The 13,205-nt window shown below is 41.6% G+C and carries 12 protein-coding genes and 1 pseudogene; 10 read left to right on the top strand and 3 right to left on the bottom strand.

The genetic code is table 11. From position 1 onward, the window contains the following. Window positions 1-21: 21 nt before the first annotated feature. From OXIME_RS04115 to OXIME_RS04100, 4 genes and pseudogenes are all read left to right on the top strand, one after another. A pseudogene (locus OXIME_RS04115) lies at window positions 22-285 on the top strand (peptidylprolyl isomerase); the annotation flags it as partial. A 366-nt stretch (window positions 286-651) separates the two neighbouring features. After that, a complete protein-coding gene (locus OXIME_RS04110; RefSeq protein WP_393972197.1) occupies window positions 652-2,649 on the top strand; it encodes a thermopsin in 1,998 nt (665 codons plus the stop codon). A 74-nt stretch (window positions 2,650-2,723) separates the two neighbouring features. After that, entirely contained in the window at window positions 2,724-3,011 is a 288-nt protein-coding gene (locus OXIME_RS04105; protein WP_393972196.1) for a hypothetical protein, read from the top strand. Window positions 3,012-3,084: 73 nt separating this feature from the next. Then, the gene (locus OXIME_RS04100; RefSeq protein WP_393972195.1) at window positions 3,085-4,122 is read left to right on the top strand and encodes an SIS domain-containing protein; all 1,038 of its coding nucleotides are present in this window, start codon (window positions 3,085-3,087) and stop codon (window positions 4,120-4,122) included. 1 nt (window position 4,123) lies between these two features. Here OXIME_RS04100 and OXIME_RS04095 read toward each other — a convergent pair whose 3' ends face one another. Together OXIME_RS04095 and OXIME_RS04090 are read right to left on the bottom strand one after the other, a co-directional pair. Continuing rightward, window positions 4,124-4,891: a nicotinamide mononucleotide deamidase-related protein gene (locus OXIME_RS04095; protein ID WP_393972194.1), complete on the bottom strand. Its 768-nt coding sequence runs from the start codon at window positions 4,889-4,891 to the stop codon at window positions 4,124-4,126. 21 nt (window positions 4,892-4,912) lie between these two features. Next, entirely contained in the window at window positions 4,913-5,095 is a 183-nt protein-coding gene (locus OXIME_RS04090; protein WP_393972193.1) for a hypothetical protein, read from the bottom strand. Window positions 5,096-5,144: 49 nt separating this feature from the next. On the opposite strand from OXIME_RS04090, the gene OXIME_RS04085 reads away from it, so the two are divergent. The 5 genes from OXIME_RS04085 to OXIME_RS04065 all read left to right on the top strand — a co-directional run bounded on the left by OXIME_RS04085 (window position 5,145) and on the right by OXIME_RS04065 (window position 8,454). Further along, entirely contained in the window at window positions 5,145-5,546 is a 402-nt protein-coding gene (locus OXIME_RS04085; RefSeq protein WP_393972192.1) for a hypothetical protein, read from the top strand. 575 nt (window positions 5,547-6,121) lie between these two features. Next, a complete protein-coding gene (locus OXIME_RS04080) occupies window positions 6,122-6,688 on the top strand; it encodes a hypothetical protein (RefSeq protein WP_393972191.1) in 567 nt (188 codons plus the stop codon). Window positions 6,689-6,950: 262 nt separating this feature from the next. Next, window positions 6,951-7,235: a DUF211 domain-containing protein gene (locus OXIME_RS04075; protein WP_393972190.1), complete on the top strand. Its 285-nt coding sequence runs from the start codon at window positions 6,951-6,953 to the stop codon at window positions 7,233-7,235. After that, the gene (locus tag OXIME_RS04070; protein WP_393972189.1) at window positions 7,232-7,756 is read left to right on the top strand and encodes a hypothetical protein; all 525 of its coding nucleotides are present in this window, start codon (window positions 7,232-7,234) and stop codon (window positions 7,754-7,756) included. Before OXIME_RS04075 ends, OXIME_RS04070 begins: the two co-directional genes overlap by 4 nt. A gap of 89 nt (window positions 7,757-7,845) precedes the next feature. Continuing rightward, window positions 7,846-8,454 carry a sulfite oxidase-like oxidoreductase gene (locus OXIME_RS04065; protein WP_393972188.1) on the top strand — a complete coding sequence of 203 codons (609 nt, stop codon included), beginning with the start codon at window positions 7,846-7,848 and terminating at the stop codon, window positions 8,452-8,454. A gap of 10 nt (window positions 8,455-8,464) precedes the next feature. Here the strand turns inward: OXIME_RS04065 and OXIME_RS04060 are convergent, their stop codons facing one another. Continuing rightward, a complete protein-coding gene (locus OXIME_RS04060) occupies window positions 8,465-10,336 on the bottom strand; it encodes a phosphoenolpyruvate carboxykinase (GTP) (protein ID WP_393972187.1) in 1,872 nt (623 codons plus the stop codon). A 158-nt stretch (window positions 10,337-10,494) separates the two neighbouring features. Between OXIME_RS04060 and OXIME_RS04055 the strand changes: the two genes are divergently transcribed. Beyond that, window positions 10,495-13,191, top strand: a complete 2,697-nt coding sequence (locus tag OXIME_RS04055) for a UvrD-helicase domain-containing protein (protein ID WP_393972186.1) — start codon at window positions 10,495-10,497, stop codon at window positions 13,189-13,191. The last annotated feature ends 14 nt before the right edge of the window (window positions 13,192-13,205 follow it).

The raw sequence follows: 13,205 nt of genomic DNA, 5'->3' as shown, positions 1-13,205 counted from the left end.
TAGGATTGGTCAATGTCAGAAAAAATAAGGTGTTCTCACATACTTGTGGAGAAGGAGACAACTGCAAAGGAAGTGCTGGAGAAGATTAAGAGTGGAGAAAGTTTTGCAAAAATGGCAGAAAAGTATTCCATAGATGGTACAAGGAAGAGAGGCGGAGACCTGGGATTCTTCAAAAGGGGTGCAATGGTAAAAGAGTTTGAGAAAGCCTCATTTGCCCTGAAGAAAGGAGAGGTATCAGGAATAGTGAAAACGAACTATGGATACCACATAATCAAACGCACAGAGTAGAATCAAGAAGAAATAGGGTAAATGAATTCAGGGCAGTTTTTTTCTTGTGCTTTTTTTCTCTCCCCAAAAATACAATAATTTCAGGTTCAGCATAATATGTGCGAAACAATCCAGTGAAAAAATTATTAGTATCCTCCATTTTCGTTTCATGAAATATCAATGAAAAATAAAAAATCCAGAAATTTCATCATTCTGTTACTGGTTGCAATTCTTATATTCATGCCTGCATTTAATTCCATTCAACAATACCATAGTTCATCGGTATCACAAAGTAATAAGACAATTAATTCCGGTCAATTTAGTGCAAATACAGCGGAAAACCATGGAAAAGCTTCTGCAAATCAATACTACGGGAATCAAGAAGTGCAATCTGCTACAGGATATAAGACACTACCTACAACCTTTATACCGGTGAAAAATTTTAGCAAAAATGGAACAGATATGTCCGTTAATCCGCAATTGTATTACAGTTCTGAGCCTGCACCAATGGGGATAGCTGATTATGGCCTCAGCACTAATGGAATCACCGGGTACAACTCCTATTCATACTCAACCCCGTCTTTTCTTGGCAAGGTCAATATAACCTCATTGAGCACCAATAATACCACAAGCTTTTCGGTAGAAGACCGGATGAGTTTTCAGATGAACGTGAATCTGGAATTTTACGATGCAGTAAGCGAATATGATTACTGGATACAGGATGTTGCACTTGTTCAGACATCCAGCCCTCAGTCCATATTATTTATAGATAACGTCTGGAATTACTCATCCGGGTCTGCTGAAATGCATAATTCTTCAATATCAGGAAATGGAACAGTTGCAAAATCAGGTTCAACAGGCTATTATTATGCAATCGCCAACTCAACTCTTCCGGGAAATAACATGAACTTTGTGTATCCAATGAAATTACAACTGAAGGTCTTATCCACAATTAACAGCAATGGAAAGCCAGAGGTTGCCTTTTTGTACAACGACGGTTATGGCTGGGTTACATTTGATAATGCCACATTCATATTTGCAAATCATGTTACATCTGATCTCGGTTTCGTCGTAAATGGATCGGAGTACAACCCATTCGGCGCATATTATGATGCAGAACTCATCTTGGGCGGTCCTGGAGGAGGCACAGACACAAACGACACATCTTCAAATCTATCATTGAAACTTCAATACTGGAACGGACACAACTACCAGCAGATCAGCAACGCCTTCAATCACGGAAGTGATACAGCTGAGGGGATTTCCAACATAATTTCCAGTGGGGAATTTTCCAAAGTTTCAGGTTCAGTATTAGCCATGGAAACACCCGGTTCATCAAGTCTTGGGCAGATATACAGCTATAAGGATGTAGGTATATTGAATCTCAGCACAACCCTTAGATCAGGGATTTTATCGGTAGGTGGAAGAAGGCATGATTTCCAGAATTACGGTGCAAATCTTACACTAGGCCCCGGAAATTACTCCATTGCGTTATATAATTCTACAAATCCGGATATTCCAGTATGGGATTCCACTGCGAATATAAGTGCCGGATCTTACACAGCACTGGCCGCTTATGGTTTTTATGCCGTGACATTTTCTGAGAGTGGCCTTCCTCAGGGAAGCGGGTGGTATGTCAACATCACAGGGATGGGATCTTCAGGAAAGATCACTGCAGGAGACTATATTGTGTACCTACAGAATGGAACTTATTATTATAATGTCAGTACTGGACTGAAAACATACAGATCATCCTATGCAAGTAAACTGGATGTTTCTGGATCAGATGCAACTCAATATGTTGTCTTCAGGGAACTAAAATACAACATTGAGTTCAGCGAAACGGGTCTCCCTGTTGGGACAGTGTGGAACATAAGCAGTTATCAGAACATTTCAGCCTCAACATCTGGCAGCAATCTAACTCTTCATGTTACAGATGGTACATACTATTTCTATGTTTCAACCTCATCTCCATACTATCCATTACAGAAAATATACAACATCACGGTTTCAGGATCAAACCTTACAGAGAACTTAACCTTCAAACAATATTCTTACATCAGCGGCACAATAACTCCTGCTGATTCTACTTTAAAAATAGACGGCAAGGCAGTGAATGTAACTGACGGAAAATTCAGTTTAAAAGCCATTAACGGCACCTACTCTGTAGTAGCATCTCTGCATAATTACAATAATTATTATACCAACATTTCAGTTAATTCAGGAAGCCATTATTACCTCAACATAAGCCTGAATCTGTCTTTAAATCCCAGGACCGTCAAAGCACAACCTCCAAGTGCAGATTACTATTTTATTGGGGCCCTGTCCGCAATAGTTGCTGTATTTGCCCTGGTTGCTCTGATTTCCAGAAGGAGAAGGTAATTCAATGCTTATATTTTTGAAAATGGTTGAAGGCAAAGCATATAAAATAATTTTCAATATCCATGGGTGCCAGAATGTATAAATGCGATGAAATTAAAAAAATAACGGTAATATATTCCAGTTCCGGCCCAGGTTCATACGCAGGCGAAAAATACAAGATTATCCAGTCGGAGGGTGCCAGAGCCATATGCATGGAAGCCAACAGGCTTGGCATAAGCATTGAGAAACTCTTCAAGGAGAGGGAGGACATAGAATCAGTTGTAATAAACCGGGATGTATCGGTCACTCCTCTAAAAACCGGAAATAACACGGAAAATAAGACCAATACTGAGAAAGAGAAACCTTCACCCGCACCATCATGAACCTCGAATCAAAAGTTAAATTTTCAAAATACTCTTTATGAAGAATTAAATCCGATGTTATATTTTAGGACTGATGACAGACGATTTACCATTGCAGAGGAGTGGGCATCCATATATAATGTATGATATGTTAAGGGATTCTTATAATGGAGTTATGAAAACACTCCAGATAATGAATAGAGTTGACATGTCTATTTTCAGGAGTCCAATCACTGTTACAGGAAACGGAACGGCACTACATTCCGGAATTGCAGGTTCCCAGATACTTGGAAGGAATGGATTTCAGTGGAAAAGCATCCAGGCATATGAGCTGGAACATTTTGGCAGGTCGGAAGGTACAGTTATTGGCATATCGCACACAGGAAAGACAAAATCCACTGTGGATGCAATGAAAAAAGCGGGGGAAAACGCCGTAACTGTGGGGATTTCACATTTTGATAACACCCCCCTCCTGAAAGCTTCCAGACACGGAATTGTCATTGGCAACAGTCCTGATATGTCTTTATGCAATACAAAAGCCTTTTTTGACAATGCGTTTGCCATGCTTTCCATTTCAAACCACTTTGGCCATCTGGGTATCAACCTCAATGATCTGGGAGAAAAATTCAGGAATGTGCTTGAAAAATCAGATGATCCTATGAAGAAAATGGCCCAAAGTATAGGCAGGGTTGAGAGAATATTCGTACTTGGTTCAGGCCCAAATTTTGTGGCAGCAAGAGAGGGTGCCCAGAAGATCAAGGAATCAACACATGTGCATGCGGAGGGGATAGAACTTGAGGAATTCAACCATGGATGCACCTCCGTCATTGATGACAGGTCACTGGTGATAATTGTAAATTCTGAAACCGACAACCCTAGAACAGAAGATATTGTGAAAGCCTGCAGATTTACAGTTACAAAGACTGCTGTTGTAAACGGAGATGGTGATTACAGCTTTACAGTTCCTGAGAAGGTCGATTCATATGTACAGCCCATTCTTAACATGGTGCCTGTCTACTATCTTGCCTACTATATGGCATTGGAGTACGGCGTGAATCCTGATTACCTGAGATTTGAGGATAAGCGTTATCTGGACTATGATAATGTTGTATTTCCCCCAGGTGCACATTAGCCTACTTTCCCATCCTCTCTCTCCAGTGTTCCCTTATTGTCTCCACTGCATCTTTCACAGCATCCTCTGCCTCCTTCATGCTGCTACCCTGTGAGGAGACCTCCACATCGATCTTTGGGTTATTGTTTTCAATGCCCAGGGGATGGGATTTGATGTAGACCTTCCCTTTATATTTCTTCATGAGTTCTGATACCATTGGAGCAAGGGAACTTTCCATGACGCCTTCAAGATGAATTGTATCCTCATAATAGAAAAAGTCGCCATTTCCAATCAGGGTAGATGCATTGGAAAGAATATCCTTCATTTCAGAAGGAACACCTGGAAGAATCAGTATCTTTTTCCCTTCAAGTTCCATGAATACACCTGGGGCAGACCCCACGTTATTCTTAACGGCTATAGACCCTGCGGGAAGCATGGCCATCTTCATCCTTTCAGGCGTAACCTTCAAATTCCGATCCCCGTATCTCTTTTTGAGAATAAAAAGAGCCTCCTGGTTTAAAACCAAATCAATATTGAAATGTTTTGCAAATGACGGGACAGTTATGTCATCAAACGTGGGGCCAAGACCCCCAGATGAGATGACAACGTCTGAGACTGAAAGCGCAGTGTCAAATGCCCATCCGATCTCGTCGGGATCATCCTTCACCACAAGATTGCGTATGACATCATACCCCATATGGGTAAGAAAAGATCCTATGTGGGCTGTGTTTGTGTTAACAGTCCTCCCTTTGAGTATCTCATTGCCCACTGTAATTATGGACGCTTTCATATTATGGAATTACGGGCTGGATTAAGAAGTTTTATTATGTTTTCTGTTAAATTTCTCGATCTTGTCCTTCAGCTTTTTCAGATCATAATTGTCGAGGGGTTTCTTATGCTTCATTACCCATTTTTTCAATTTTATCCTGTAATCTTCGTCCGGGCAGGTATCTATTGCATTCTGTTCATATTTCTCCAGTTCTCTTTCAGCCATTAAATAAAACCTCCAATTACTTTTTTTGCCTTTGTGCTATACTCTCTCTATGTCAAGGAGAAATATAAAAAATACTATTGACGACATCTACTGCCCATGGGATATGGACAGATTTTCCTCTGAACTCAATAAATTCTACAAAAAGGGTAACTCGGAAATAAGACAGGAGGGGATCATACTTGTCTATACAAAGAATCATTACTTAACTCCTTCATTTGATGAAAAATACATAATGTCATTTTCCCTCAGGCTGGATACCTCAACAAACACAATGAATATATCTGTAAAGCCTGAATCAAGCCAGTTGAACAGTTTTCTGCTTCACAAAGGTTTCATGGAGGCAGGAGGTTATTTTACAATCAAGGATATAATTCTAAGCGACTACAACCGACCTGTATACTGGTATTCTGAAAGAAATTTAAGGTCATTCCTCAAAGAACTGTCGGAATAGCCCACCGTTCCAGTTGATTATGAATTGCTATACAAACTAGACAACTACGTTCATGAAGCCTATAAAATAAAGCAGTACAGCATTAATCACAATAAATATCATGACAAGGACGAATGTTTTCTCCCTTGAATTCACAGTAGACAATTCGCTATAAAGATATCTATTTTGCGTTTGAATCTAAAATCAGTGTTTCTTCAATTTAACAGTGGTATCATCCTTTGCCAGATCCTCTCTTATTATTGATTTTATGCGATCCATCTCCTCCCTGAATGTTTTTGTAAATTTACCGCCGCTCATGATTACCAAAATTATATAATCTGGTAGTTTATAAATTTTGTCTGACAAGAGTCAAACACGAAAAAAATCGTCGATGATTCAAACCTTAGATTAAGCCATTTTCTGATTATTTTTACAAACTCATAAAATCAAATTCTCTTGGCAAAATGCGAAATTTCGTCAAAATAGATCAATATACACAAAATATTAAAAAGATAAAATTGCCGAACTACTTTCTCTTTACCATGCAATTTCATAATGGTTAAGGTTTAATACATGCTGTAAGTTTATACTTTAGCATGCTGTACCTGTTATACATATTTCCCGCAGTCATATTTGTACTGACCACTATAATCTATTTTGTGGTCAGAAATGGCCTTAAATCATATGTGGAAGATTTATCCTCAAAAGTGAAGGAAATAGAGAGTGTTCTAGACCTTTCATTTATGCGGGATATGCTTACCAGATTCATGAGCAGAAGCGCAGCAAGAGCTGCCCAGATGTTAAGGAACAACCAATCAGCCACATCAACAGAGGGATCGGCTCTTACAATAAACAGAGGTGATGATATAGATCGTTTTTATGCCTCCATAAGAAAGGTAGCTCAGCCCTCAATCGATCTGGAAAGAGTTAATTTCATAGCGTCCCTTCTTCAAAAGGTACTCTTGATCTATGGTTACACCATAGCAGTGGTGGAATTTGCACTTATTAGTTTTTCATTACTCCCGGCATATTCTTCATACTATGGGGACTTTGATGGAATATTCCTTGGAGGGACGATATTTTTTTCAATGGTTTTAGTGTTGATGATCGCCGATCTTCAGATCTATTCCAAGAGAATCAAGAATTCAGTCAATAAAGCATAAGATTAGCCATTATTCATGGGTTAATTTAGACCTCCGAAATAAACACACAAAGGCAATGATTATAAAGGTGCTATGAATAATCAGATATACAAATAATAAACGTGAAGTGAAGAGAATCAGATGAAAGACAAGGCAGGATCTTTAGGGGAATATATGTTGTTTGTTTACAATTCTACCTGCATATTTATTGATTCTTCTGCAAAGGTATTCTCAAGTATTGTTTTTCAGAAGTATCCAATAGGCACCGCTGGAGGATTGTAGGATGAGCATAAGAAGAGTTGTGCTTGATGTGGACAAGAGCCTTAACAGGCCTGGACTTATCGAGCTGGCAACATCAATTGAAAAAGTGCCGGGTGTGGAAGCAGTAAATATTATAGTTACTGAAATGGACATGGAAACAATGGGCACCAGTATAACAGTGGAGGGTGGAGGTATTGATTATGATAAGCTTATCAATACTATTGAGGACAACGGAGCTGTGATTCACTCAGTCGACGAAGTTGTTGCGGGAAAGAGGATTATAGAGAGCATTAGGCGAATTAATTGAAGTACAGTCTTCTGTTTCCAGCCACCATAGGACTGGCTGATGGAATCATCACTGCACTTATGCTTGTAACCGGAAGCATTCTCAGCGGCCAGGGAATCAGTCCCGGGCTTTCAGAACGGGTTGTGCTTGGATCGGCATTCGTGGGGGTATTCAGTTTCTTCATCGCAGAGTATTCCAGTTTAAGGGGAGAAATAAACAAGGCTTCAAGGCAGTTAAACCTTTCTTCTCCAAGGTCTCTTCTAAAGGGCAAAATTGGAAGGGATATATTCATAGAGGCACTGGTGAGCACTTCCATTTCAGGAGTTTGCGGATATGTGGGGGCCGGAATTCCGCTGTTCATCAACTACCTGTTTCCAAAAAATGGCCTAATTCCAATTATTTCTGCAATACTGGCAATGGGGGCCCTTGGAGCTGGAATTGCAAAGGCTGTTTCGGGCAGATACACTCTGTGGATAGTTGCCATGCTCATAGTTGCAACACTGATTGCCATAATAGGAAATTTCCTGAGAATAGTTCCTTAGTGAACAAAGAAGGTTTCTCTGGATGGTCTTTCACACATTCTCTCACTTCTAAAGTGAAAATTCTTTAACAGCATCGGCATAAGTGTGCCATGGAAAAAACGGTCCCGGATGGACAGAGATACATTAAAAATTTCATCCTCTATTCAGCACTTGATCAACCGGATGTGGACATCGAATCATATACTCTCACTGTTTTTGGGCAGACAGGTAAACGACTTTCATTTACCTACAGGGAACTTATGGAGATGGATCATATTAGTTATACAAAGGATTTCCACTGTGTAACCGGCTGGAGCATAAAGGATGTCGGGTGGGAAGGAGTGAGTCTTAAAAAACTCATAGACCTGGCTGAACCGAAAGGAGATCCCAGATGGGTGATGTTTCACTGCATGGATGAATACTCTGCACCTGTTCCATATGAGGATGCAATGGGGGAAGATTCCATAGTGGCTCTTCTCATGGATGGTAAACCAATATCACAGGAAAGCGGGTTTCCTGCAAGGCCATTCATACCTCACCTGTACGGATGGAAAAGTGCAAAATGGTTGAATGGCATAGAGATAATGCAGGATTATGAAGAGGGATACTGGGAGCTGAGAGGCTACCATTCAAGGGGGAATGTTTGGGAAAATGAAAGATTCAAAAGCCTTTTTAGCAGGCACCTAAAACGTTCTCCAATGACTAAGAAGGACAAGTGAAAATGGCTGTTCACTCTTTCTCCAACCTCTCCTTCATAGAGTAATAAGCCTTCCACAGATCATCCGGAAATCTCTCACCAAAGGATTCCAAAAATGGTTTTGTCGCCTTCATCTCTTCCAGATATCCTCTGCTGTCAACATGCAGAAGTTCTTTCATTACATTTCTTGAAACCTTCCCTGAGTCAAAGTTTTCCAAATTGGGCACAAAACCTATTGGCGTTTTCACAGCATCCTTTATCTCCCCATGGACTCTACCGCTTATCCATTTGAGAACGTATGTATTATAACCATATCCCGGCCACATGAATTTCCCCTCCCCATCCTTCCTGAACCAGTTCACGTTGAATATCCTGGGGGGATGGGTGAGTTTTCTTCCCATATCAAGGTGATGCTGGAAGTAGTCTGCCATATTGTATCCCACAAATGGCCGGTTTGCCATGGGATCATTTCTCAATACTCCAACCTTCCCCTCAGCAGCTGCAGTTGTCTCAACTCTCTGCATTGCACCAATGAGCACTCCCTCTTCCCATGAATATGCCTCATACACCAGAGGAACAAGATCCCCACGCCTTCCACCGTAGAGGAAAGCAGAAACAGGCACTCCATTGCCATTTTCGTACTCCTTTGAAAGATGGGGATACTGCTTTATGGGTGAAGTAAATCTTGAGTTGGGGTGGGCTGCATTCCCCTCACCGGTGTATGGTTTGCCAAGCCAATCCGTAATCTTTTCAGGTTTCGTGTCCATGCCCTCCCAGTATGGATTCATTTCATCGTCAACAGCCACATTTGTGAATATTGTATTTTTCTTTATTGAATTCATGGCATTTGGATTGGTCTTGTAACTTGTATGTGGTGCAACTCCAAAGAAACCATATTCCGGATTGATGCCCATGAGTCTCCCTTTATTGGGATGCATCCATGTTATGTCATCGCTTATCAGCCAGCTCTTCCATCCTGCAGAAGCAAGTTCCTCAGGCGGTTCTATCATTGAGAGATTGGTCTTCCCGCTTGAGCTGGGAAAAGCGCCACTGATATATGTAATGCGTCCTGAAGGTTCCTCAAGGCCTATGGTCATCATGTGCTCTGCCATCCATCCCTCATTTCTCGCCATACTAGTTGCAATCCTAAGTGCATGACATTTTTTGCTCAGGAGCGCGTTACCGCCGTAGTTGGAGTTCAGGCTGATTATAAGCCCCTGTCCCCTGTTCTCCTCAGGAAAGTGGCATATGTAACGGTTGCTTGGTATAAGATCCATTGTTGAATGAATGCCCACTGTCATCCTGTTTGTCTGTGCCATCCTTTCAAGTGCAGCTGTACCGGTTCTGGTGATTATATTCAGATTTACAACCACATAGGGGCTGTCGGTTATCTCAATCCCCCCCATTCCATATTTTGAATCCAGAGGACCCAGCCAGTATGGTACAACATACATAGTTTTGCCTGCCATTGCACCCTTCAGGAGGGTAAAAAGCCTTGAATATGCCTCTGATGTATGCATCCAGTTATTTGTCGGGCCAGCATCATCCTTTGTGCCTGAGGTGCATATGTATGTATCCTTCTCTGTCCTGGCAACATCGTTTGGATTGCTCCTGTACAGGTATGAATTGGGATAATTTTTTGGGTTGAGCTGCAGGAGTGATCCCTCATCCATGATCATTTTTAAGATCTCTTTCTGTTCATTTTCAGTCCCCTTTATGAAAACAATTCTTTCCGGCCTTGCATGGCTTGCGACAAGGGCGACTACGCTGCTTACCCTCTCAGCGAAATCATTATTATGTACGCTGATCTTGGCAGACAGTTCCCTGACATCTGCTTCCTTCATATACTTCCCGTATAATTCCTGATCCAGGAGATTTCCAGGAAGGTCTTCTGTAGTAAACATCTCATGTCATTATGAGGATACTTATTTTAAGGTTTTCACTTTTTCATCGTGATTTATATACGATCATCAACGAACCTCCGGAATTTCATTGCAGACAGATACATAATATGGCCTGAGAAAACTAATTATTGAGTTAAAGCTTTAATCCTTTAATGTATATGGGAGAAAATTCCTCAGTGGAGATCATAGTCGCCAATCCGGGAACCGGGAAGACTACAACCCTGGCAAAGAAGGTGGCCTCACTTCTTAAGGAAGGGGTAAACGAGAATGATATCCTCTGCATAACTTTTACCGAGAAGGCAGCGGATCATATGCTGAGAAACATTGAGAAGGAGGTCAGGAAACAGGGCATAGTAAGGGCTGACATTTTCGGAATAAGGGTTTCAACATTTCACAGCTATGCAATGCAGTACCTGAAGGAGAGGGACATCTCTCCAAGGATAGTTGGGAACAACTACCTCCGTTACTCAATTTACAGGAGCGTTATGGAGAGAAACGTTTTCAATTATCAGGCTGAATACATCATAGACCAGCTGATCCCAAAAATAGAGAATGCCATAAGGTACCTGAAAAGTTTCGGCATCCTTCCTGATCAGATCGCGAGGAATAAATGCATTCCGGATCTTGAGGATATGTACAGCCAGGAAGGCGTTTCCAATGCTACACTTGAAGAGGTCACTGCATTCCTTTCATACTTCATTGATATTTTCAGGGATTATGAGACAAGGAAGAACAGAGACGGAAGAATGGATTTCAATGATCTGCTCATAAAATTCCTGCAGATATACCATGAAAAGCCAGCAAGGTTCAGGTATGTGCTTGTGGACGAACTCCAGGATGTCAATGATCTTGAAGCGGAAATCGCAAGGCTGTCTGGTGACAACATTTTCCTGGTAGGGGATAGGAAACAGGCTATATTTGGTTTTCAGGGGGGTTCAGTTTCAAATTTCCAGATGTTCATGGATCAGAAGGGGGCAATTGTCTCAAAACTTGGCATGAACTACAGGAGCACAAGCAGGATCATAGAGTATTCCAGGGAGTATTATGAAGCGGTTTCATCACAGGGTGCAGAGGAGCTTCAGGAATTCAGGGCATATTACCAGGAAGAGGGTGAAGACATTGATCTCTGTATTACAAAAGATCCATACAGCGTGGTTCTGTCAAGAATAGAAGAACAGCTTCCATCTCTTCAAAATACTGATAAGAAACTGGCTGTTCTGGTACGAACAAACGGACAATTGGAGGAAATGGGCCAGTTGCTAACCGAGAGGGGCATACAGTTTTCCAGCACAATTTCAGGCGGTCTGGTCAGCAATGCCAGGAGAGATATCCTCACCATGATCAGGGGGATATTCTCATCCCAACCCGAGGACATGGTGAACTCCCTCTTCACACCATTTTCCGGCGTCAGCATGAGGGATGCCTTCAATATATCCCAGGCAAGAAGGAGAGACAGGCTGGATGCAGAGGCACTTAAGAAAATGATAGGCGAAAAGGGTGGAATCCCGGCAAGGGAATTCGACGCCGGGAACCTTATGGAACTCTTTGACAGTGTTGTCATACCGGTTTCCATTACAATGGGCAGGGGATATTTCGATTCAGCAGTTGCCATAAAGCAGGGAATCATTGAATATTTCGAAATAGGTGGTGAGAAGACCCTGGATGAGATGATGGATTTTCTCTCATTCTGTGATTACGGCAGCGATTCCGGAGATTCAGAGTCAAATATAGTTCTCTCAACAGTTCACAAGGCTAAAGGTCTGGAATTCGACCAGGTTCTCTACATCCCATCAGGCGAGAGGAAAAAGAGGAGTTTCATTGATGTTGTAATGCATTCAATACTGAAGGGGACACTTGGGAAGGATTCAAGGGAGGATCTGAACCAAGAGGATGTGAGAGTTGACTTTGTTGCATTCACAAGGGCAAAGAAAAAGCTTTCAATAGTCAAGAAGCCGACAAACGGAAACAGTTTCTATATCCAGGGAAAGACAACGCTGATAGACCCTCCCGAAACAATATCTGGTAAACAGCAGAGAAAACTTTACGATGAAGCCTATGCACTTTTTTTAAGCGGAAATCTGGAGGCATCCAAGTCGCTGCTTGAAGATAAGAGAAAATGGGTGAGGGAAACCATATCGTCTTACTTCCAAGGGCTAAAAAGCATCTCATTCAGCATGGTCAACACCTCAACCAAACCATTTGAATTCCTCAAGAGATATGTGTTGGCCGTACCGCTATCCACAAAAGCCCTTTCCAAAGGAACAAGGATACACAAGATTGCAGAGGACCTTTTCACCATGGAGCCTGAGGTCAGTGAGGAGGACAGAGTTTATTTTGAAAACATCAAAAATATCCACAGGGAAATTGAAGACAAATTTTCAATGATGCAGACTGGAGCTGAGAAGAATATGGTGATGGACCTTGATAAGGCATTTCCTGAAATTAAAGAGGCTGATGGGATCACATTCAACGGGAAGATAGATGCGGTATTCTCCGATGCATCAGGAGACAACCATCTCATACTTGACTACAAAACAGACAGGACATCAGACTATGGATCAGATCACAGGCAGCAGCTTTCAGTATACCGGAGGATATACTCCGTTGGGACAGGGATTCCAGAAAACAGGATAATGGTTGCACTTGGATATGTGAGCCTCAGAGGTTCAATAAATACCGGCAAGATTGGATACCTCCTGGATTGCAACCAACCCCGACCAAGCGCACTGGATACCTTCAAGAAGCATCTGGGGGAACTGATTCATTACAGAAACGATCCAGAATATTTCATAGAGGCGCTTATGGCAAAGGAGGAGGATGACACACTCTACAGATATATCACAAGATATCTCTGAAATTTTCTGTCCTC

This window comes from Oxyplasma meridianum (assembly GCF_038024865.1).
Lineage (GTDB): Archaea > Thermoplasmatota > Thermoplasmata > Thermoplasmatales > Thermoplasmataceae > Oxyplasma > Oxyplasma meridianum.
This window is presented reverse-complemented; position numbering and strand designations above follow the sequence as displayed.

Excerpts from the sequence above, each read along its gene's own strand:
- OXIME_RS04100 (WP_393972195.1), top strand. The coding sequence starts at position 3,085 with ATGACAGACGATTTACCATTGCAGAGGAGTGGGCATCCATATATAATG.
- OXIME_RS04095 (WP_393972194.1), bottom strand. The coding sequence starts at position 4,891 with ATGAAAGCGTCCATAATTACAGTGGGCAATGAGATACTCAAAGGGAGG.
- OXIME_RS04105 (WP_393972196.1), top strand. The coding sequence starts at position 2,724 with ATGTATAAATGCGATGAAATTAAAAAAATAACGGTAATATATTCCAGT.
- OXIME_RS04060 (WP_393972187.1), bottom strand. The coding sequence starts at position 10,336 with ATGTTTACTACAGAAGACCTTCCTGGAAATCTCCTGGATCAGGAATTA.
- OXIME_RS04075 (WP_393972190.1), top strand. The coding sequence starts at position 6,951 with ATGAGCATAAGAAGAGTTGTGCTTGATGTGGACAAGAGCCTTAACAGG.
- OXIME_RS04055 (WP_393972186.1), top strand. The coding sequence starts at position 10,495 with ATGGGAGAAAATTCCTCAGTGGAGATCATAGTCGCCAATCCGGGAACC.
- OXIME_RS04080 (WP_393972191.1), top strand. The coding sequence starts at position 6,122 with ATGCTGTACCTGTTATACATATTTCCCGCAGTCATATTTGTACTGACC.
- OXIME_RS04085 (WP_393972192.1), top strand. The coding sequence starts at position 5,145 with ATGTCAAGGAGAAATATAAAAAATACTATTGACGACATCTACTGCCCA.
- OXIME_RS04065 (WP_393972188.1), top strand. The coding sequence starts at position 7,846 with ATGGAAAAAACGGTCCCGGATGGACAGAGATACATTAAAAATTTCATC.
- OXIME_RS04090 (WP_393972193.1), bottom strand. The coding sequence starts at position 5,095 with ATGGCTGAAAGAGAACTGGAGAAATATGAACAGAATGCAATAGATACC.